This window comes from Arthrobacter sp. THG-b23 (assembly GCF_059091265.1).
In genome coordinates this window covers 539,780-559,309 of record NZ_JBNHGM010000002.1, presented here as the reverse complement: position 1 = coordinate 559,309, position 19,530 = coordinate 539,780, and the positions used below count along the sequence as shown (strand labels likewise).

At 68.5% G+C, this 19,530-nt stretch carries 21 protein-coding genes; 17 read left to right on the top strand and 4 right to left on the bottom strand.

From position 1 onward, the window contains the following. Positions 1-47: 47 nt before the first annotated feature. Positions 48-377, top strand: a complete 330-nt coding sequence (locus tag AC5RVD_RS06295) for a hypothetical protein (RefSeq protein WP_494126390.1) — start codon at positions 48-50, stop codon at positions 375-377. Positions 378-391: 14 nt separating this feature from the next. On the opposite strand, the gene AC5RVD_RS06290 is transcribed toward AC5RVD_RS06295, so the two are convergent. After that, positions 392-1,519, bottom strand: a complete 1,128-nt coding sequence (locus AC5RVD_RS06290) for a diacylglycerol/lipid kinase family protein (protein ID WP_494126389.1) — start codon at positions 1,517-1,519, stop codon at positions 392-394. 98 nt (positions 1,520-1,617) lie between these two features. Between AC5RVD_RS06290 and serS the strand changes: the two genes are divergently transcribed. Together serS and AC5RVD_RS06280 are read left to right on the top strand one after the other, a co-directional pair. Then, entirely contained in the window at positions 1,618-2,907 is a 1,290-nt protein-coding gene (serS, locus tag AC5RVD_RS06285) for a serine--tRNA ligase (RefSeq protein WP_494110985.1), read from the top strand. A 121-nt stretch (positions 2,908-3,028) separates the two neighbouring features. Next, entirely contained in the window at positions 3,029-3,937 is a 909-nt protein-coding gene (locus AC5RVD_RS06280) for an HAD family hydrolase (RefSeq protein WP_494110986.1), read from the top strand. 70 nt (positions 3,938-4,007) lie between these two features. On the opposite strand, the gene AC5RVD_RS06275 is transcribed toward AC5RVD_RS06280, so the two are convergent. The 3 genes from AC5RVD_RS06275 to AC5RVD_RS06265 all read right to left on the bottom strand — a co-directional run bounded on the left by AC5RVD_RS06275 (position 4,008) and on the right by AC5RVD_RS06265 (position 5,842). Beyond that, entirely contained in the window at positions 4,008-4,433 is a 426-nt protein-coding gene (locus AC5RVD_RS06275) for a DUF1761 domain-containing protein (protein ID WP_494110987.1), read from the bottom strand. A gap of 100 nt (positions 4,434-4,533) precedes the next feature. Further along, positions 4,534-5,160 (bottom strand): hypothetical protein, encoded by a 627-nt coding sequence (locus AC5RVD_RS06270; protein ID WP_494126388.1) that lies wholly within the window; start codon positions 5,158-5,160, stop codon positions 4,534-4,536. Between the two features lie 196 nt (positions 5,161-5,356). After that, complete coding sequence (locus tag AC5RVD_RS06265) at positions 5,357-5,842, bottom strand: inorganic diphosphatase (protein ID WP_494126387.1); 486 nt, start codon at positions 5,840-5,842, stop codon at positions 5,357-5,359. Positions 5,843-6,009: 167 nt separating this feature from the next. Between AC5RVD_RS06265 and dacB the strand changes: the two genes are divergently transcribed. From dacB to panC, 14 genes are all read left to right on the top strand, one after another. Then, positions 6,010-7,425, top strand: a complete 1,416-nt coding sequence (gene dacB, locus AC5RVD_RS06260) for a D-alanyl-D-alanine carboxypeptidase/D-alanyl-D-alanine endopeptidase (RefSeq protein WP_494126386.1) — start codon at positions 6,010-6,012, stop codon at positions 7,423-7,425. Between the two features lie 135 nt (positions 7,426-7,560). Continuing rightward, complete coding sequence (locus tag AC5RVD_RS06255; protein WP_494126385.1) at positions 7,561-8,724, top strand: zinc-dependent metalloprotease; 1,164 nt, start codon at positions 7,561-7,563, stop codon at positions 8,722-8,724. Next, a complete protein-coding gene (gene tilS, locus AC5RVD_RS06250) occupies positions 8,721-9,833 on the top strand; it encodes a tRNA lysidine(34) synthetase TilS (protein WP_494126384.1) in 1,113 nt (370 codons plus the stop codon). The genes AC5RVD_RS06255 and tilS overlap by 4 nt, the downstream gene beginning before the upstream one ends. 15 nt (positions 9,834-9,848) lie before the next feature. Beyond that, positions 9,849-10,400 (top strand): hypoxanthine phosphoribosyltransferase, encoded by a 552-nt coding sequence (gene hpt / locus AC5RVD_RS06245; RefSeq protein WP_353916673.1) that lies wholly within the window; start codon positions 9,849-9,851, stop codon positions 10,398-10,400. A 156-nt stretch (positions 10,401-10,556) separates the two neighbouring features. After that, complete coding sequence (gene ftsH / locus AC5RVD_RS06240) at positions 10,557-12,596, top strand: ATP-dependent zinc metalloprotease FtsH (protein ID WP_494110992.1); 2,040 nt, start codon at positions 10,557-10,559, stop codon at positions 12,594-12,596. A gap of 58 nt (positions 12,597-12,654) precedes the next feature. Beyond that, complete coding sequence (gene folE, locus AC5RVD_RS06235; RefSeq protein ID WP_493978378.1) at positions 12,655-13,215, top strand: GTP cyclohydrolase I FolE; 561 nt, start codon at positions 12,655-12,657, stop codon at positions 13,213-13,215. A gap of 25 nt (positions 13,216-13,240) precedes the next feature. After that, positions 13,241-14,146, top strand: coding sequence for a dihydropteroate synthase (folP, locus tag AC5RVD_RS06230; protein ID WP_494110993.1), 906 nt, complete (start codon positions 13,241-13,243; stop codon positions 14,144-14,146). An 8-nt stretch (positions 14,147-14,154) separates the two neighbouring features. Beyond that, the gene (folB, locus tag AC5RVD_RS06225) at positions 14,155-14,538 is read left to right on the top strand and encodes a dihydroneopterin aldolase (protein WP_494126383.1); all 384 of its coding nucleotides are present in this window, start codon (positions 14,155-14,157) and stop codon (positions 14,536-14,538) included. Then, complete coding sequence (folK, locus tag AC5RVD_RS06220) at positions 14,535-15,044, top strand: 2-amino-4-hydroxy-6-hydroxymethyldihydropteridine diphosphokinase (protein ID WP_494126382.1); 510 nt, start codon at positions 14,535-14,537, stop codon at positions 15,042-15,044. The genes folB and folK overlap by 4 nt, the downstream gene beginning before the upstream one ends. A gap of 22 nt (positions 15,045-15,066) precedes the next feature. Continuing rightward, positions 15,067-15,564 carry a DUF3180 domain-containing protein gene (locus AC5RVD_RS06215; RefSeq protein ID WP_494126381.1) on the top strand — a complete coding sequence of 166 codons (498 nt, stop codon included), beginning with the start codon at positions 15,067-15,069 and terminating at the stop codon, positions 15,562-15,564. Continuing rightward, positions 15,557-16,069, top strand: coding sequence for a PH domain-containing protein (locus tag AC5RVD_RS06210; protein ID WP_494126380.1), 513 nt, complete (start codon positions 15,557-15,559; stop codon positions 16,067-16,069). The genes AC5RVD_RS06215 and AC5RVD_RS06210 overlap by 8 nt, the downstream gene beginning before the upstream one ends. Beyond that, positions 16,066-17,709 carry a PH domain-containing protein gene (locus AC5RVD_RS06205; RefSeq protein WP_494126379.1) on the top strand — a complete coding sequence of 548 codons (1,644 nt, stop codon included), beginning with the start codon at positions 16,066-16,068 and terminating at the stop codon, positions 17,707-17,709. Before AC5RVD_RS06210 ends, AC5RVD_RS06205 begins: the two co-directional genes overlap by 4 nt. Beyond that, a complete protein-coding gene (locus AC5RVD_RS06200) occupies positions 17,693-18,610 on the top strand; it encodes a Rossmann-like and DUF2520 domain-containing protein (RefSeq protein ID WP_494110998.1) in 918 nt (305 codons plus the stop codon). Before AC5RVD_RS06205 ends, AC5RVD_RS06200 begins: the two co-directional genes overlap by 17 nt. Continuing rightward, positions 18,607-19,512: a pantoate--beta-alanine ligase gene (gene panC / locus AC5RVD_RS06195; protein ID WP_494126378.1), complete on the top strand. Its 906-nt coding sequence runs from the start codon at positions 18,607-18,609 to the stop codon at positions 19,510-19,512. Before AC5RVD_RS06200 ends, panC begins: the two co-directional genes overlap by 4 nt. The last annotated feature ends 18 nt before the right edge of the window (positions 19,513-19,530 follow it).

The following is a 19,530-nucleotide window of genomic DNA, read 5'->3' as shown; positions in this document are numbered from 1 at the left end:
TCAGTATGCTGAGGAAAATCGCACCTGCGACCAAAGATCGGAGCACCATGACGCATCAGAACGACAGGGACCAGTACCAGGACGGGGAGCCGACGCCGGTGGAGGCGCTGAACCAGACCCCGAGCGAAAACCGCGCGGGCGACCTCGGGGACCAGGGCAATGACCTGCGCTTCGCCGAGGAGCAGCAGTTGATCGACCAGCAGGCGGCCGGCGAATTCCCGATTCCCCGGGACGAAGACCTGCAGCAGCCGGATGCAGATGTTCCGGTGCTCGAAGCAGACGAACAGCCCATCGACGTTCCGGGCGAGGAACTGCACAACACGGACCGGGCCGATGCCAGCGACGACCCCCTCAACGCCGGTGGCGACGACACGTAAACGCTGACAACACGTCAACGCTGCAGCGCACCGGGCGGCCGCCGGTCCCAGGCCGCCGCCCGGTCGCTGCCGGCGGAGGGGACCGACTCGGTCCGCACCGCCAGCGACCGCGGCCTGACCTGAACGGTCAGCGACGTGACCGGCCCGGACGGATCGCCGTCGAGCTGGCTTCCCATCGGCTCGTGCGCGGTGATGCGGACCTTCCGTCCACGGTGGTACTCGATCACCGGAATCGGGGCGCTGTGCCGCACCAGGGTCTTTGCGGCAATCCACAACCAGCCGATCGCGCTGCGCGGACTGAGCACCACGATGTCCAGTTCGCCGTCGTCGATCTCCGCGGTGGGGATGAAATCGATGCCCGCCGGCAACTTCCCGCAGTTGGCCAGCAGGATGCTGCGGACCCGACGGAGTTGGGCCGGCCCGTCGTCGATGCTGACCATGACCCGCTCCCGCTGGCCGGCAAGGTGGCGGACGCCGGCTTCCGAATAGGCCATCCAGCCGAACCGGCGTTTCAGGTCGTCACGGGTGTCGGCCAAGACGTCCGCATCCACGCCGATGCCGGCGATCACCAGGAAGCTGTCCTGCGACCGTTCGCCGGTTGCCTCGTTCTCCAAGGTGATGTCGGCGGTGTCGATCTTGCGGATGACCCCGTGCAGGGCCACGTGGATGTTGGCCCGCAGGGCACTCGGCTCGAGACCCAGGTTGCGGGCCAGCAGGTTGCCGGTGCCCAGCGGCAGCACGCCCATCGGCACCTGGGTGCCGGCCAACTCCGAGGCAACCACCCGGATCGTGCCGTCTCCGCCGCCGGCGATCACCACGTCGGCACGCTCTGCGATGGCCCGCTTGGCTTGCCCGTGCCCCGGGTCCTCGGGCGTGGTTTCCAGCACCAGGGGCGGGCTCCAACCGGCCGCTGCGCAGGCTGCTTCCACCTCCCGGCGCGCCTCGGCGGCCGCGTTCTTGACCGGGTTCAGGATGAATACGACGCGCTGGTCGGGCAGGTCCGGGGACGGGACAGGAGCGGCCGGCACCGCTTTCGGGCGGGACCCGAACATGCGGCGGAGGCCCGGCCATCCCGCCACCAGGGCGGCCACCGCCGGAACGACGATGAGGGCGGGCATCCATTCGGCAGTCATGTTGGTCATAGACTATCCAGCCCCGCCGGTTTGGCACATTGGAGGCCCCGATCGGCGGCGGAGGCCGCGGATCGAGGCCGGAAAGCCATTTTGGGTACCCTTAGCAGGTGATCGATGTAAACGAACTCCGCGCCAATCCAGAGATTTTCCGTGCCTCCCAGCGCGCCCGGGGCACCGACGAGTCGGTGGTCGACGCCGTGATCGCGGCCGACACCGCCCGCCGGGAAGCGATCAACCGCTACGAGGGCCTGCGCGCCGAACAGAATCTCTTCGGCAAGAAGGTGGCCCAGGCCAAGGGCGAGGAGAAGGCAGAGCTCCTGGCGCAGGTCAAGGAGTTGGCAGCATCGGTCAAGGAAGCCCAGGCCGCGTCCGACGCCGCCCGGAACCAGCAGGAAGCGCTGCTGCGCAGCATTCCCAACCGGATCGAAGACGGTGTTCCGGCCGGCGGCGAGGATGACTTCACCGTGGTCAAGACAGTCGGCGAGCCCCGGGACTTCGCCCGTGACGGGTTCGAGCCGAAGGACCACCTGGCCATCGGGGAGCTGATCGGCGCCATCGACATGGAACGCGGGGCCAAGGTCTCGGGCTCCCGCTTCTACTTCCTCAAGGGCGTGGGTGCCCGGCTGGAGATTGCCCTGATGAACATGGCGCTGGACCAGGCCGTGTCCAACGGCTTCATCCCCATGATCACCCCCACCCTGGTCCGGCCCGAAACCATGCAGGGGACCGGCTTCGATGTGGAGCACGACGACGAGATCTACCGCCTGGAGCGGGACAACCTGTACCTGACGGGCACCTCGGAGGTGGCACTCGCGGGCTACCATGCCGACGAAATCCTGGACCTGTCCGGCGGACCGACGCGGTACGCCGGCTGGAGCTCCTGCTACCGGCGCGAGGCCGGTGCCGCCGGCAAGGACACCCGGGGCATCATCCGCGTGCACCAGTTCAACAAACTGGAAATGTTCATCTACTGCCAGGTTGAGGAGGCCGCCGAGGAACACGCACGCCTGCTCGCCTGGGAAGAAGAAATGCTGGCCAAGGTGGAACTGCCCTACCGGGTGATCGACACCGCCGCGGGAGACCTCGGCATGAGCGCGGCCCGCAAGTTCGACTGCGAGGCCTGGGTGCCCACCCAGCAGGCCTACCGGGAGTTGACGTCCACCTCCAACTGCACCACCTTCCAGGCCCGCCGGTTGAACATCCGCGAACGCCAGGCGTCGGCGGACGGCGAAAAGAAGGGCACGAGGGCAGTGGCCACCCTGAACGGGACCCTGGCCACCACGCGCTGGATCGTTGCCATCCTCGAGCACCACCAGAACGCCGACGGCTCCGTGAACGTGCCTGCGGCACTGCGGCCCTACCTGGGCGGCATGGAGGTCCTGCCGGTGCTCTCCTAGCGCGCCGTTCCGCCCGGCCGGCATGTGGGTGCCGTTGGGGCGGGATGGCGTTCACCGGCACTTCATTCGCCCGTAGAAAATTTCCTACCCGGGTGTATGCCGCCCATGTTTGACTAGGGACATGACAACTACAGCTGATAAGGCTAACGCTGGCACCGAGGACCAGCGGATTGCTACAGAAGATATGACAAACGATAAGAAGAACGCGGCCCGGCGCCACAACTTCGTGGAAAACGGGTCCCGCAAGCTGGTGGCGCTGGACGTGGACGGCACGTTGGTCAACCACGACGGTCACATGAGCGATGCCGTGCGCGAAGCGGCGCGCGCCGTCGTCGACGCCGGCCACGAGGTGGTCGTCTCCACCGGGCGGTCCCTGAATGCAACGCTGCCGATCATCGAGCTGATCGGCGTCACCAAGGGGTATGCCGTCTGCTCCAACGGCGGTGTCACCCTCCGGATCGACACCTCGCTGGAGGACGGCTACGAGGTGATCGACCGGGTGACGTTCAACCCCGGACCGGCCTTGCGGGTGATGCGGTCCAAGCTGCCGACTGCCAAGTTTGCGCTCGAGGACGAAGAGGGCAATTTCCTGGCCACGGAGCGCTTCCAGGACGCCAGCTTTGGGATCGAGGCCATGGGCGTCGACTTCGAGACGCTGCTGGAATCCACGGCCGTGCGCGTGGTGGTTTCCAGCGCCGAAAACACTCCCGAGGAGTTCAAGGAGGCCATCGACACCGCAGGGCTCAAGGGAGTGACGTACTCGGTGGGCTGGACCGCGTGGCTGGACATCGCGGCCAACGGCGTGACCAAAGCCAGTGCGCTGGAATCCCTGCGCCGGAAGCTGGACGTCGAGCCGTCGCATACCGTCGCGATGGGCGACGGCCGCAACGACATCGAAATGCTGGACTGGGCCGCCCGCGGCGTCGCCATGGGACAGGCGCCCGAGGAGGTCGTGGCCGCCGCTCGCGAGGTCACGGGAACCGTGGAGGAAGACGGGGCGGCAGCCGTGCTGCGCAGCCTGCTGGACTGAGGAGATTCCCGGGTTGAACAACCCGGGCACACCGGTTCCCGCCGGCTGCCTGGCGGTCCGGCGGCGGTCCTCAGGCTCCGGTGATGCCGAAGAGGCCGATGACCAGTGCCATGACCAGGAAGGTCACGAGTTCGTGCACGATGTTCAGCACGGTCAACCCAACGGGCCGGCCTTCGAAGGCATCGTGCGTTGCGAAGCGGGCGGCGGTGAAGCCGGCCCAGAGGATGATGGCGGTCAGCACCGTGTTCCACAGGAAGTTGCCGCCGTAGAAATCCTGTGCAATGGCCGCCGAACCCGCCAGCACCCACGCGCTGATCAGGCTGACGACCACCGTGATGATGATCGGGCGTACGGCGTCTTTGCCTTCACCGGGGCTGACGTTGGCGACCCTCATCCAGTAGTTGCCGAAGACCTTCGGCATGTACCAGACAGATCCGACGATCAGGGTCGAAAGGGTAGCCACGATGACCGCCCAGATGTTGATCTCCGGAACCATATGAATACTCCTCTTGTCGTTGTACCACTGACGGAGGCGGGCGCCGTCTCCCTAGGAGTCTAGGCGCCGCGGCCGTTGTTACCGTAACGAACGGGGCGAGTCAGCCGGGCGGCGCGACGGCGGGCAGGGCGGCGGGTCCGTGGACAAGGTTTAGCAGCCGGGCGGCTGCCGGGCGGCAGGCCCACTCCTCCACCCAGTGCGAGCGGACCACCGCCTTGCTCACGGCCTGGCTGGTGATGCCCAGTTCTTCGGCAATGTACTTCTGCTGGCCGCGCGCCCCCGGCGTCATCAGGTCCAGCACCTTCCACTCCGCGTCGGTGCGGGTGGCGACAATCCGGCCGATGAGCCGCACCACGGCTTCTGCTTCCGCCGCGGCCTCCGCATCGGGGCCGGATACGGCCAGCGGAACGCGCTCGCCGGTTTTCTGTGCACGGTTCACCGCGCGGCGTGCGTAGACCAGGCCGAGCCCCTCGGCGTCCTTGACGTCCTGCGGAAGCGGCGGCCGCAGTTCACCCACTCCGATTCCCACATGCCAGCGCCGGCTGCGCAGCGCGATCAGCGCCGCGTCGATGGCCGTGGACGGCTGCTCGACCGCGCCGATCGCTTCGTCGCCGACGGACCGCTGGAAGGGGATCGCCGCGGGCAGGTGGCGCAGCGACCTGATCAATTCGGGCACCAGATCGCCCACCTCGCGGGAATCGCGCTGGTTGATGGTGAGCACGTACATGGCACCAGTATTGCGCCCGTCCGGGCAGGAACAACCGATTCCGGTTGGCTGGTGTGTCCTGCCGCCGGTAGCTCCGACGCATGCAAAAGCGGCCCGGACCTAGGAGGGTCCGGGCCGCAGCCGTTGTTCCCGCCGGTTCCGGCGAGGTTCAGTTCAGGCCCGGCGTGCCCGCCCTGCGGTACGCCGCGCCGGGGCCTTAGCCCTGGTCTGCGAAGCGCCGGATGGAGGCTTCCAGTTCCGCCTCGGCGGCGGCCCGGTCCGCCCAGCCCTCGGCCTTGACCCACTTGCCCGGCTCCAAATCCTTGTAGCGGGTGAAGAAGTGCTCGATTTCCTTGACCAGGAACTCCGGCACGTCGGAAAGCTCCTGGATGTGGTCGAAGCGCTTGTCGGCCGGAACGCACAGCACCTTGGCGTCGCCGCCGCCCTCGTCGGTCATGTTAAAGACGGCAATCGGGCGGGATTCGACCACGACACCCGGCAGCAGGTCATAGTCCTGCAGCATGACCATCGCGTCCAGCGGATCGCCGTCTTCGCCCAGCGTTTCCTCGAAAAAGCCGTAGTGGGTGGGGTACTGCATGGAAGTGAACAGCACCCGGTCCAGGCGGAGGCGGTGGGTTTCATGATCGATCTCGTACTTGACCCGCGAACCCTTGGGGATCTCGATGGTGACGTCATGCTGCATGGCTTCGCTCCTTGGAGGCGTTCAGAATTTTCGCTTCGGCGCCGCCGATGCACAACCGTGACCCGGCGCCAGACTACGCTTAACGATATAGGTCTTGCCCTTCCGTGCCGGCATTGGGGTCGGAGCTGGGCGTGCGCAACACTTCAAGATCCTCGAGGAGGGGCAGCATGGGGCGTGGCTTCCGCGTGCTCACCTCCGGGCTGCTGGCAGTGGTATTCGCCGTGCTGGCTGTCCCCGCCGCATTCAACCTCGCCCAGGCCATCGAATGGCCGGAGCCGGAGCCGGTCATCAGCACCCCGGCCGCGCAGCTGCCGCCCACCGAACTGGCGGTCCCGCCGGCGGCCGAACCGGCCGGCGGGGCACCGGTGCCGGATCCGGCCGTGCTGGGGCCCGCCCTGGACAGGGCCTTGGCGTTCGACGGCGCCGGCGGCTTCACCGGGATCGTCACCGATGCGGCCACGGGTGACGTCCTGTACGACCAGGCCGCCGCCGAGCCGCTGGTTCCGGCGTCCAACCTGAAGCTGCTCACCGCCGTCGCCGCCCTGGATACCATCGGTGCCGACCGCCGGTTCACTACTTCGGTCAAGCGCGGCGGCGAACCGGGCGTGGTGTACCTGGTCGGCGGCGGCGATGCCTTGCTGGGCGCCGGGGATTCCAACCCAGGCGCGGTATGGGGCGAAGCCGGGCTGGCAACGCTGGCAGCCGAAACGGCCGAACAACTCGCCGCCGACGGGTACACCGGTGAACTTTCGGTGGCGGTGGACGACTCCCTCTACTCCGGGGCCGCCCTCAGCGCCGCCTGGGACCCGGGCGATGTGAAGAACGGCGAGATCGCCGCGGTGTACCCGCTTGCCCTGTACGCCGGGCGGGAACAGGCCGACGGCGGCGGCGACCTGGTGGCCGACGCCGCCGCCCTGGCGGGGGCAGCGTTCCGCGACGCGCTGGCCCAGGCCGTGGCCGGGCAGGAGCTCACCGTGAGCGGCGCGGTGGCACGCGAAGCGGCGCCGGCGGACGCAGCCGTGCTCACCGAGGCGGAATCCGCCCCGGTGGCCGACCAGGTGGCCTACATGATGCAGCACTCGGACAACTATCTGGCCGAGGTCCTGGCGCGCAACACCGCCGTGGCGGCAGGGAAACCCGGCTCCTTCGGCGGCGGAACCGAAGCCGTCCGCGAGGCGGTGCAGCGGCTGGGCATTCCGGTGGAGGGCATGGTGCTCGCCGATGCCAGCGGGCTGTCGATGGAGAACCGGGTCAGTCCTGCGCAGCTGGCCGCGGCGGTCAGGCTGATGGCCACCTCCGAGGATGCGGACCTGCGGGCCGGCATCGGTTCCCTGCCGGTCGCCGGCCTGACCGGCACCTTGTCCGGGCGCTATTTGGAAAACAACCCCGCCGGCGCCGGACTGGTCCGGGCCAAGACCGGCACGTTGAACACCGTGACGTCGCTCAGCGGCTACGTGGCCAGCGCCGACGGACGCCTGCTGGTTTTCGCCTTCGTGGCCAACGGCCTGAAAGGCTCGACCGACGCCGCCCGCGTGGCCGCCGACCGGGCGGCGACCGTGCTGGCCGGCTGCGGCTGCCGCTGAGCCGCAGCAGGGAAACCGCGCGCTGCTGAAGTGCTGCCGCTGAGCCCCGGCCGCCGGGCCGCAGCCGCCGGGATGCTTCCAATCGATGCCCGCCGGTAGTGACCCGCTCGCCGCTGATGTGATCTGATGGGACGCATGGACAGTAGCGCACCGACCCCCAGTGAATCCGGCGCCACCCCGGGCCCCGTCCCTCGGCTGGTCAACTGGGAACTGGCCGCGTCGACGGCAGCCACGCTGACCCCGGCCGGCCCCCGGATGAAGGCCGCGGAAATGCGCGCCGCGGTGGCGGAAATGCGCCGTCTGGCCGAAGCATCGGTGGACCACGTGCACCGCATCACGGGGTTGGAGGCTGCCCGCGACCTGCACGACTCCGACGTCCTGATCGTCGACCGCGCCGCCTGGTCCAAGGCCAACGCCCGCAGTTTCGAAGTCATGCTGGCCCCGGCCATCACCACGCTCGCCGAGAAGCGCCCGGATCAGCTCAAGAACGCCACCACGGCAGTGGGCAGCGTGCTCACCGGCACCCAGATGGGCGCCATTCTGTCCTTCCTCTCCAGCAAGGTGTTGGGCCAGTACGACCCGTTCTGTTCCCTGTTGCCCGGCGGCCCGGCAGCCGGGCGGCTGATGCTGGTGGCGCCTAACATCGTCACCGTGGAGCGCGAACTGAATGTGGTGCCCTCCGACTTCCGCCTGTGGGTGTGCCTGCACGAGCAGACCCACCGGGTGCAGTTCGCCGCGGCTCCCTGGCTGCGGGACCACATGATGGAGCAGATCGGCGGGCTCTCGTCCTCGCTGGTGGAAAAAGCGGACACGCTGGGCGAGCGGCTGCAGCAGACCGTCAAGGCCGCCGTCGCCGCGGCCAAGGACAGCGGAAAGGACGACGGCGGAGGGCCGGGTTCATCGCTGAAGGGCTCCCTCCTCGACCTCATCCAGGGCCCGGAAGAGAAGGCCGTTTTCTCCCACCTGACCGCCGTGATGAGCCTGCTGGAGGGCCACGCCAACGTGGTGATGGACGCGGTTGACTCCTCGCTTGTCCCGACGGTGAAGACCATCCGCCAGCGTTTCAACGCGCGCGGCAAGAGCCGCGGGGCGCTGGAGAACTGGGTCCGCAAACTCATGGGGCTCGATGCCAAGGCCCGGCAGTACTCCGACGGTGCCAAGTTCGTCCGCGCAGTGACCCGGCAGATCGGCATGGAGGGTTTCAACACCGTGTGGGAGCGTCCCGAAAACCTGCCCACCGAAGAGGAGATCCATCACCCCGATCTGTGGATCAGCCGGATGGACCTCAGCCGCCCATGAGCGGTGTTGCCGCGGACCGGCGCAAGCCCAAGTTGCATCCGCGCGTGGCGGACGCCCGGCACCAGCTGCGGCAGGCGCTGGAACAGTTCGGGCCGCCGGCAGCGACAGCGGAGACCGCCGAACCGCAGGTGTTGTTGGTGGCCTGCAGCGGGGGACCTGATTCGCTGGCCCTGGCCGTCGCCGCCGAATTCTTCAACCGGCCGGCGCGCAACGGCGTCCGTCCTTACCGGGTGGGGGCCGTCGTCGTCGACCATGGCCTGCAACAGGGCAGCGCGGAGGTGGCCGACGGAGCCCGGCTGCAGCTGGAATCACTGGGACTTGCTCCGGTCCAGGTCCGCCGGGTGGCCGTGGAATCGGCCGGCATGGGGCCGGAGGCAGCCGCCCGGACGGCACGTTACGCGGCGCTCGATGCCGCGGCGGCGGAACTCGGGGCCTCTGCAGTGCTGCTGGGGCACACGCTGGACGACCAGGCCGAGCAGGTGCTGCTGGGTCTGGGCCGCGGTTCGGGCACACGGTCGCTGGCCGGCATGCCGGTGAAACGGGGCCGGTACCTGCGTCCGTTCCTGTCGCTGCGCCGGGAAGACACCGAGGAGGTCTGCGCGGTTGCCGGCCTGCAGCCCTGGCACGACCCCGCGAACAGCGATCCGCATTACATGCGCTCACGCATCCGGACCCGGGTGATGCCGTTCCTGGAGGACGAAATGGGCCCCGGCGTCGCCGAGGCGCTGTGGCGGTCGGCACAGATCCTGGCCGCCGACGCCGACTACCTGCAGGCGCAGGCAGCCGAGGAATACCGCCGGCTTCGGGTGGCGACGCCGGACGGGCTGGAGCTGCCGCGGGAAGGCATGGAACAACTCCCGGCCGCCATGAAACACCGCGTGATCGCCCTGGCCGCCGCGGAACTGGGCGGCGAAAACCCCAGCTACGAACGGCTGCTGGCGGCCGAATCGCTGCTGCGGCGCCAAGGTTCGGCCGGCCCGGTGCAGTTGGCCGGATTCGTCAGTGTCTACCGTCGGACTGCTGCCAATGCGGTTCACCAAGATGGCACCGGCTATGGCAATCTTGTGTTGAGAACAACTGGCCGCAGCCCCGGCCAGACAGACCGCTAGACCCGGGAGCATGTGGTGGATTCCAACGACGTCCAGGCAGACCTCAAGCACGTCCTCTACACCAAGGAGCAGATCCAGCAGCGCGTCGCCGAACTGGCTGCCCAAATCGACAAGGACTATGAAGGGCGCGACCTGTTGATCGTCGGCGTCCTCAAGGGCGCGGTGATGGTCATGGCGGACCTGGCCCGGGCACTGCACAGCCACGTCAAGATGGACTGGATGGCCGTCTCCTCCTACGGCTCCGGCACCCAGTCCTCCGGCGTCGTGCGGATCCTGAAGGACCTCGAGACGGATTTGATGGGCAAGCACGTGCTCATCGTGGAGGACATCATCGACTCGGGCCTCACCCTGTCCTGGCTGAAGACCAACTTGATTTCGCGCGGTCCGGCCAGCGTGGAAATCTGCACCCTGCTGCGCAAGCCCGATGCCGCCAAGGTGGAAATCGACGTCAAGTACGTCGGCTACGAGATCCCGAACGAATTCGTGGTGGGCTACGGGCTGGACTACGCCGAGCGCTACCGCAACCTGGACTTCATCGGCACCCTGGCGCCGCACATCTACGAATAACCGCCGCACCGCCCGCCGCGGGTTAGGCTACGCCGAGAGGGAACTAATGCCCTCCGTCGAGCGTGAAGGAAGACGGACGGTGTATAGCTGTAGTAGCCCACGGGCTGCCATCACGCGCGGACAAGCAGGAGGGACGGGCGCAAGCCCCCAAGTCGCATGAAATTGAAGAACCTTTTCAAGGGACCGATCATCTGGATTGTCCTGGTCCTGGTCATCCTCCTGATCGCCGTGCCCAATTTAGCCGGTCCGCAGTCTTCACGGGTCGACACCAGCGTGGGACTTGAACTGCTGCAGGACAACAAGGCGGAACAAGCCCGGATGAACGACGGCGCCCAGAGCGTCGACCTCACCTTGCGCGAAGACCTGGTCATCGACGACGCCAACAAGGGCAAGTCGATCACCTTCTTCTACAGCCGCGACCGTGGCCCGGACATCGTGGACGCGATCAACGCCTCCGACGTGGACACCTTCACCGACCAGCCGGTGGAGAACAACTGGTTCATGAGCTTCATCAGCCTGATCCTGCCCATCCTGATCATCGGTTTGATCTTCTGGTTCCTGCTCACGCGCATGCAGGGCGGCGGTTCCAAGGTCATGCAGTTCGGCAAGTCCAAGGCGAAGATGATCACCAAGGACATGCCCCAGGTGACCTTCGCCGACGTCGCGGGCGTGGACGAGGCCGTGGAGGAACTGCACGAGATCAAGGAGTTCCTCTCCGAGCCGGCCAAATTCCAGGCCGTCGGGGCCAAGATCCCCAAGGGCGTGCTGCTCTACGGTCCGCCCGGTACCGGCAAGACCTTGCTCGCCCGCGCCGTGGCAGGCGAAGCCGGCGTGCCGTTCTTCTCGATCTCCGGCTCCGACTTCGTGGAGATGTTCGTCGGCGTCGGCGCCTCCCGCGTCCGGGACCTGTTCGAACAGGCCAAGACCAATTCGCCGGCCATCATCTTCGTGGACGAAATCGACGCGGTCGGCCGTCACCGTGGCGCCGGCGTGGGCGGCGGCAACGACGAGCGCGAACAGACGCTGAACCAGCTGCTGGTCGAGATGGACGGATTCGATGTCAAGACCAACGTCATCCTCATCGCCGCCACCAACCGCCCCGACGTGCTGGACCCGGCGTTGCTGCGCCCGGGCCGCTTCGACCGGCAGATCGCCGTCGAGGCCCCCGACCTGGAGGGCCGCCACCAGATCCTGCAGGTGCACGCCGCCGGCAAGCCCATGGCGCCGGGGGTGGACCTGCGTTCCCTGGCCAAGCGTGCGCCCGGATTCACCGGCGCCGACCTGGCCAACGTGCTCAACGAAGCCGCACTCTTGACCGCGAGGTCCAACGCCCAGCTGATCGACGACCGGGCGCTGGACGAAGCCATCGACCGCGTGATGGCCGGGCCGCAAAAGCGCTCCCGCGTGATGAAGGAGCACGAGCGCAAGATTACCGCCTACCACGAAGGCGGGCACGCCTTGGTCGCGGCCGCGCTGCGCTACTCCGCGCCGGTCACCAAGGTCACCATCCTGCCCCGCGGCCGCGCGCTGGGCTACACCATGGTGGTGCCGGAGGACGACAAGTACTCGGTGACCCGCAACGAACTGCTGGACCAGCTCGCGTACGCCATGGGTGGCCGGGTGGCCGAGGAGATTGTCTTCCACGATCCGTCCACCGGCGCGTCCAACGACATCGAGAAGGCCACCGGCACCGCCCGCCAGATGGTCACCCAGTACGGCATGAGCGAACGCGTGGGTGCCGTGAAGCTGGGCCAGGGCGGCGGCGAACCGTTTTTGGGCCGCGACATGTCGCATGAGCGCAACTACTCCGACCACGTCGCCTTCGTGGTGGACGAGGAAGTGCGCCGGCTGATCGACGACGCCCACGACGAGGCCTACGCCATCCTGACCGAGAACCGTGACGTGCTGGACCGGCTGGCCCTGGCCCTGCTGGAACGCGAGACGCTGAACCAGCGTGAGATCGCCGAGATCTTCCACGACCTGCGCCGCCGCGAGCTGCGCGACGTGTGGTTGTCCAAGGAGACCCGTCCGGTCCACAACATCCCGCCGGTGGTGTCGCGGCGCGAGCGGGAAGCTGCCGCCAACGGCCAGCAGCAGGAAGGAAGCCATGCGGCCGTGATCGTGGACCCGAACCCGGCCGGCGGGGACCTGCCCGGGGATGACGGCCGAAGCGGCGTACCCGGCGCCAGCAGCTAGGATCACATACGTGACCGAATACGATGACGTTGTCGCCGAGCTGGATTTTGACCCGCTGATCGACCTGCCCAGGATCGAGAAGGCGGTGCGCGAGATCCTGATCGCCGTCGGGGAAGATCCCGACCGCGAAGGCCTGCGGGACACCCCGCAGCGTGTCGCCCGTTCGTACGCGGAGGTGTTTGCCGGGCTGCACCAGGACCCGGCGGACATCCTCGGCACCACGTTCGACATCAACCATGAGGAAATGGTGCTGGTCAAGGACATCCCGTTCTATTCGACCTGCGAGCACCATCTGGTTCCGTTCCATGGCACCGCCCACATTGGCTACATTCCGTCCCATGACGGTAAGGTGACTGGGTTGAGCAAGCTCGCCCGCCTGGTCGAGATCTACGCCCGGCGACCGCAGGTGCAGGAACGCCTCACCACGCAGATCGTCGAGGCCATGGTCAAGTACCTGGAGCCCAAGGGCGCGATCGTCGTCGTCGAATGCGAACACATGTGCATGTCGATGCGCGGTGTCCGCAAGCCGGGGGCGAAGACAGTCACCTCGGCCGTGCGCGGCCAATTGCGCGAGCCGGCCACCCGAGCCGAGGCCATGAGCCTGATCATCGGACGTTAGCGAAGAGAAGAGACGGTACACCTAGATGGATTCACTCGCCGCAGTCCCCGGAACCGGACCGGCCACGTCGCCACTGCCCGTGCTGCGCAAGGCGCGTGAGCCGAAGAAGTTCGCGGACCTCCCCACCGACCGCGCCGTCGTCATGGCCATCCTGAACGTCACCCCGGACTCGTTCAGCGATGGTGGCGACCACGCCAACAAGGAAGCGGCGATCGCCTACGGGCTGAAGCTGCTGTACGGCGGCGCCGACATCATCGACGTCGGCGGTGAATCCACCCGCCCCAACGCCGATTCGATCACTCCCGAAGAAGAGCAGAAGCGCATCCTCCCGGTCATCGAGGCACTGGTCAAGGCCGGCGCGCTGATCAGCGTGGATACCATGCACGTGGACACGGCGGCCAAGGCGCTGGACGCCGGGGCGGCCATCGTCAACGACGTCTCCGGCATGACCCACGACCCGCACATGCCGGCCCTGGTGGCCGAGCGGAAGGTCCCCTACATCCTGATGCACCGGCGCGGGGATGCCCGGGAGGTCGATCCCAAGGCGGACTACCAGGACGTGGTGTCAGAGGTCCTCGCCGAGCTGACCGAACTGCGCGACAAGTTCCTCGCCGCCGGCGTAGCGCCGGAGCAGATCATCCTTGACCCGGGACTGGGCTTTTCCAAGAACGCCGAACACAACTGGGAGCTGCTGCGCGCCACGGACCGGATCGCGCAACTGGGGCACAAGGTGCTGGTCGGCGCCTCCCGCAAGCGGTTCCTCGGTTCCCTGCTGACCACCGCCGGCAAGGCAGCCGCACCCAAGGAACGCGACGAGGCCACGCTGGCTGTCTCCGCGCTTGCCGCTGCCAACGGCGCGTGGGGCGTGCGCGTGCACGACGCCGGCGCCTCGCTGGACGCGGTCAAAGTCGCCGCCGCCTGGACCAAGTAGGGCGCGACGTGACGCCAGCACCTCCGGTACGGCCGGACCTCATCAAGGTTTCCGGCATCAAGGCCGTGGGCTACCACGGCGTGCTGGAGCACGAGCGCCGCGACGGCCAGCCCTTCATTGTCGACGTGGTCCTGCACACCGATATCCGGGCCGCTGCGGCCGGTGACGACCTGGCGAAGACCGCAAACTACGCCGAGCTCGCCGACAAGGTGGAAGCGATCATCACCGGCGAGGCGCTGCAGCTGATCGAAACACTGGCCGAACGGATAGCGGACCACGTGCTGCGCACGTTCGCCGTGGCGGCGGTCGAGGTCACGGTGCACAAGCCGGAGGCACCCATCCAGGTGGAGTTTTCCGATGTCACGGTCAGCATCTACCGGGAGCAGCCATGAGCGTCCGCGCCGTACTGGCGCTGGGCAGCAACCTCGGCGCACGAAGTGACACCCTTTCGCACGCGGTGGCGGATCTGGTGGACACCCCCCACGTGCGGCTGCGCGAAGTTTCGGCAGTGGTGCAGACCAAGGCGGTGGGCGGTCCCGAGGACCAGCCGGATTACCTGAACATGGTGCTCGAGGTGGAGACCGACCTGGATCCGCATCAGCTGCTGGCCCACTGCCAGGCCGTGGAAAACAAGCACCACCGCACCCGCGAAGTGCGGTGGGGGCCGCGCACGCTGGACGTGGACATCATCACCTACGGCGACCTGACGCTCAACGACGAGGACCTGATCATCCCGCACCCGCGGGCGCACGAACGCGCCTTCGTGCTGGCGCCCTGGGCCTGGATGGACTCGAACGCCACGCTCAACGGCGTCCCGGTCGGCCAACTGGCGAAGGCGGCCGGCGACCTGGACGGCGTGGAACCCTACGAATCCGAGCCGTTCGAAGCCGGTCAATAGTGTCCGGCGGGGTGCGGGCTTCGTGAGGACCATCAGATACCGCTGGCTGGCGACCATCGCCGTCGTCACGGCCGTGCTGGGGTGGCTGGGGAACCTGGTTGCCGCGCGCGGCGGGCTGCCGGTGCCCGTCCTGCACCTCTCCTCGCTGGCAACGATGGCCGCCATCGCCGTTTTCACCCTGGTGCTCGGCCTCAAGGTGCGCCGCTGGCGCAACGGCAAACGGGACAAGGAGCTGAATCCGGTACTCGCGGCCCGCACGCTCGTGCTGGCGCAGGCCTGCGCCTATGCCGGCTCCCTGATCTTCGGGTGGCACACCGGCATCATGGTGGACCAGCTCCTGCTGCTGCTGTACCGGCCGGGCCTCGGGGCGCTCCCGGCCGTGCTGGCTATGATGGGCGGTGGCCTGGTCATGGTGGTGATCGGGCTGGTGGTGGAGCGCTTCTGCAAGCTTCCGCCCGAGGACACCGAAGCGGCCAAGGACAACGGTACCGAGGCCCAAGGCGAGGGGGAGTATGCCTAGCGAAGCGATCGATCCGGCCGGCATCAGCTGGATCCGGGTCTCGCCCAAGTACGTCACCGTGAGGCTGGTCAGCTGGGCCGTTTTCACGATAGTTGCCGTTGCCCTGCTCTCCACACCGCTCGTCCTCGTGCTGACCGGTTTCTGGCCCGGATTCCCGGCGTGGCTCGGCTGGCTGCTGAGCCTGGGCACGCTCGCGCTCTGCGTCTGGGCCGGACTCTTGATTCCTCGCCAGGTCCGGGCCATCGGATACGCCGAACGCGACGAGGACCTGCTGATCAGGCGCGGACTGTTTTTCCAGCGCGTCATGGTGGTTCCCTACGGCCGGATGCAGTACGTGGATGTTGGCGTGGGACCGCTCGAGCGGGCCTTCGGCCTGTGCTCGGTGAAGCTGCACACGGCCAGCCCGCAGACCAACGCCGGCATTCCGGGAGTACCGGCGGCAGAAGGAGCCCGGCTGCGCGAACAACTCTCCGACCGCGGGCAGGCAAGGCTGGCCGGGCTATGACCGTTCCCGGCAGCAACGGGCAGGCTCCGCTGCCCGGGCAGGGGCCGGATGCGCCCGGCGAAGTAGTGCCGGCCTCCCACGGGGTGCCCCTGGCACCGGACGCCGCCGGCACCTGGCACCGGGTGCACCCCATCTCGCCGCTGGTCCGCGGCTGGATAGCGCTGGCGGCGATCGCCTACTTCTTCGGTCGGGACTGGTTCGAAGCCATGTTCCGCGGCGACGAGTTCTGGGGGCTGAGCGGAGGCCGCGCCGTCTGGACCGTGCTGATCATGATGGTGGTCGCCGTGCTGCTGGTGGGCGGGTTCTTCCTGTCCTGGTGGTTCACCCGGTACCAGGTCACCGATGACCATGTCCGCGTAAACTCCGGCGTCCTGTTCCGCCAGCACCGCCAGGCGCGGCTGGACCGGGTGCAGGCGATCGACGTCATCCAACCGCTGCTGGCACGGATCTTCGGCCTGGCCGAACTCAAGTTCGAAGTGGCCGACGCCGGCGAATCGGCGGTGCGGCTGGCCTACCTGCCGCTGGCGTCGGCGCAGCAGCTGCGCGCCACCATCCTGGCCCGGGCCGCCGGCTTGCGCAGCGATCCCGGCCACCCGCAGGAAGCCGTGGCCGAAGCCCCCGAACAGCAGATCCTGGCCATCCCGGGCGGCCGTATCCTCGGCGCCGCGCTGCTTTCCGGCACCACGGTGTTCCTGCTCATCATGCTCATCGCGGCCGGGCTCTCGACCTTTGTGTTCGACGCCGCGTTCGGGCCGGCCTTCCTGGTCCCCGCGGCGTTCGGCGTGGTGGCGGGCTACTGGTCCACCTTCAGCACCGGCTACAACTTCCGCGCCGCCATCTCCCCGGACGGCATCCGGCTCCGCTACGGCCTGCTGGAGACCCGGGCACAGACCGTCCCGCCCGGCCGCGTGCAGGCAGTGGAAATCATGCAGTCGCCGCTGTGGCGCTTCAAGGGCTGGTACCGGATGCGCGTGAACGTGGCCGGCTACGGCCTCAGCGCGGAGAACGCGGGCGCCCGCACCACCTTGCTGCCGGTGGGCACGCAGCAGGAAGTCATGCAAATGCTGGCCCTGGTGCTCCCGGACCCGGGCACCGAGGACCCGTTCACCGTCTTCGGGGCGGGCCTGGACGGGATCGCGGCCAGGGACCAGGACGACGCCGGTGCCTCCGACGGCGGATTCGTCACCTCGCCGCGGCGGGTGCGCTGGCTGTCCTGGCTGACCTGGCGGCGCAACGGCTTCGCCGTCACCGGGACAGCCTTGCTGGCCCGCAGCGGCCGACTCTGGCGCAGCCTCTCGGTGGTCCCGCACGAGCGGACCCAGTCCATCGCGCTGCACCAGGGCCCGCTGGCCCGCCGCCTGCGCGTGGCAGACCTGCGCCTGCACACGACCGCTGGGCCGGTCACGCCGGTGATTTACCAGGTCGACGCCGACAACGCCCGCCGGCTCTTCGACGAGCAGTCGGTCCGGGCCGCCGCGGCCAGGCGGCGCAGCGTGCCGGAGCGCTGGCTGGAAGCCCGGGGGGCCGGATCCGGTCCCATACCGGAGGCGGCCGAAGGGCGCCAGGACGGCGACCGCGGGCCGGAGCAGCAGGACGAACCACGGCGGGAAAGGGAGGGCCGCGATGGCGGGCAGGAGTAGACCCGGGCGGTTGGGCATCGGCGTGATCGGCGCCGGCAAGGTCGGTGCCGTCCTCGGCGCCGCGCTGCGCGGAGTGGGGCACGCCGTCGTCGGGGTGTCCGCGGTGTCCGAGGACAGCCGCGAACGGGCCGAGAACCTGCTGCCCGGCGTTCCGGTGCTGCAGATCCCGGAGATCGTGGAACGGGCCGAACTGGTGCTGCTGGCGGTACCGGACGATGCCCTGCCGGAGCTGGTGGACGGCTTGGCCGCGGCCGGGGTCTGGCAGCCGGGCCAGCTCGTGGTGCACACCTCCGGACGCTACGGCACGGCCGTGCTTGCGCCGGCGCGGGCGAAGGGCGCCATCCCGCTGGCCATCCACCCGGCCATGACGTTCACGGGCATGAGCCTGGACCTCGCCCGGCTCAACGACTGCAGCTTCGGCGTGACGGCCGAGGCCACGGTGCTGCCGATCGCCCAGGCGCTGGTCGTGGAGATGGGCGGCGAGCCGGTGGTCATCGCCGAGAAGGACCGTACGCTCTACCACGCTGCCCTGGCGCACGCCTCGAACCATCTGGTGACCATCGCAGCCCAATCGGCGCAACTGCTGGCGGAAGCCGGCGTGGAGCAACCTGACCGCGTGCTCAGTGCGCTGATGCGGGCTTCCCTGGAGAATGCGCTGGCCTCCGGGGAAGCGGCGCTGACCGGGCCGGTGGCCCGCGGCGACGCCGGCACCGTCCGCAGCCACCACGAAGCGCTGTTGCGCCGCGAAGTGGATTCGGGCGGCACCGACATCCGGCTGGCCTACGAGGAACTGGCCCGCGCAACGGCCCAGCGTGCCGTCCGGCGGGGCCTGTTGAAAGAGGCCCGCGCAACCGAGATTTTGGACATCCTGGCCCAGTCCCGTTCGGAGGAGAACCCGTGACCACCCGCCCCCGCCTCGTGAAAACCCACGCCGAACTGGAGGAAGTCACGGCCGGCCTGCTGGCGGGAGCCGGGGCCGCCGGGCGGCCGTCGCTGGGACTGGTACCGACCATGGGAGCGCTGCACGCCGGCCACGCCGCGCTGGTGCGCGCCGCGCGGCAGGCGTGCGACGTCGTCGTGGTCTCCGTGTTCGTGAATCCGCTGCAATTCGGCGAGCAGGAGGACCTGGACCGCTACCCGCGCACGCTGGAGGCCGATCTGGACCTGCTGGCGACGTGCGGGGCAGACGTGGTGTTTGCGCCCGCCCTGGAAGAGGTCTACCCGGACGGCGAGCCGCTGGTCAGGATTTCCGCCGGGGCGCTCGGCGCGAAGTTCGAGGGTTCCTCCCGCCCGGGCCACTTCGACGGCGCCCTTACCGTGGTGGCCAAGCTGCTCCACTACGGTCTGCCCGCGGCGGCCGGCGCGGCCGATTACCGCGCCTACTTCGGCCAGAAGGACGCGCAGCAGCTCGTGCTGGTCAAGCGCATGGTGGCCGACCTGAACTTCCCGGTGGAAATTGTGGGGCTGCCCACGGTGCGCGACGACGACGGGCTGGCACTCTCCAGCCGCAACCGTTTCCTGAACGAGGCCGAGCGGGAAGCGGCGCTGGTGCTTTCCCGCAGCCTGGCCTACCTGCGCGGACAGGCCGACCGGCACGAACCGCTGGACGTGGACGGCGCGTTGGCCATGATCGGGTCGGTGCCGCTCATCCAGCTGGACTATCTGGAAGTGGTGGATCCCCGGACGCTGGAGCCGCTGGCCTTCAACTGCAGGGAAACCCCGTTCACCGGCGAGGCCCTGGTGCTGCTGGCCGCGAAGGTCGGTCCGGTGCGGCTGATCGACAACGCGCAGCTCGGCTACTGAAGCCCCGGGACGAAGCCC

What these genes read in the sequence shown, in the direction of transcription:
- folK (WP_494126382.1), top strand. Translation starts at nt 14,535, where the DNA reads ATGAGCGTCCGCGCCGTACTGGCGCTGGGCAGCAACCTCGGCGCACGA.
- AC5RVD_RS06210 (WP_494126380.1), top strand. Translation starts at nt 15,557, where the DNA reads ATGCCTAGCGAAGCGATCGATCCGGCCGGCATCAGCTGGATCCGGGTC.
- AC5RVD_RS06265 (WP_494126387.1), bottom strand. Translation starts at nt 5,842, where the DNA reads ATGCAGCATGACGTCACCATCGAGATCCCCAAGGGTTCGCGGGTCAAG.
- AC5RVD_RS06295 (WP_494126390.1), top strand. Translation starts at nt 48, where the DNA reads ATGACGCATCAGAACGACAGGGACCAGTACCAGGACGGGGAGCCGACG.
- AC5RVD_RS06280 (WP_494110986.1), top strand. Translation starts at nt 3,029, where the DNA reads ATGACAACTACAGCTGATAAGGCTAACGCTGGCACCGAGGACCAGCGG.
- AC5RVD_RS06200 (WP_494110998.1), top strand. Translation starts at nt 17,693, where the DNA reads ATGGCGGGCAGGAGTAGACCCGGGCGGTTGGGCATCGGCGTGATCGGC.
- folP (WP_494110993.1), top strand. Translation starts at nt 13,241, where the DNA reads ATGGATTCACTCGCCGCAGTCCCCGGAACCGGACCGGCCACGTCGCCA.
- dacB (WP_494126386.1), top strand. Translation starts at nt 6,010, where the DNA reads ATGGGGCGTGGCTTCCGCGTGCTCACCTCCGGGCTGCTGGCAGTGGTA.
- AC5RVD_RS06290 (WP_494126389.1), bottom strand. Translation starts at nt 1,519, where the DNA reads ATGACCAACATGACTGCCGAATGGATGCCCGCCCTCATCGTCGTTCCG.
- AC5RVD_RS06205 (WP_494126379.1), top strand. Translation starts at nt 16,066, where the DNA reads ATGACCGTTCCCGGCAGCAACGGGCAGGCTCCGCTGCCCGGGCAGGGG.
- AC5RVD_RS06255 (WP_494126385.1), top strand. Translation starts at nt 7,561, where the DNA reads ATGGACAGTAGCGCACCGACCCCCAGTGAATCCGGCGCCACCCCGGGC.
- AC5RVD_RS06270 (WP_494126388.1), bottom strand. Translation starts at nt 5,160, where the DNA reads ATGTACGTGCTCACCATCAACCAGCGCGATTCCCGCGAGGTGGGCGAT.
- tilS (WP_494126384.1), top strand. Translation starts at nt 8,721, where the DNA reads ATGAGCGGTGTTGCCGCGGACCGGCGCAAGCCCAAGTTGCATCCGCGC.
- AC5RVD_RS06275 (WP_494110987.1), bottom strand. Translation starts at nt 4,433, where the DNA reads ATGGTTCCGGAGATCAACATCTGGGCGGTCATCGTGGCTACCCTTTCG.
- ftsH (WP_494110992.1), top strand. Translation starts at nt 10,557, where the DNA reads ATGAAATTGAAGAACCTTTTCAAGGGACCGATCATCTGGATTGTCCTG.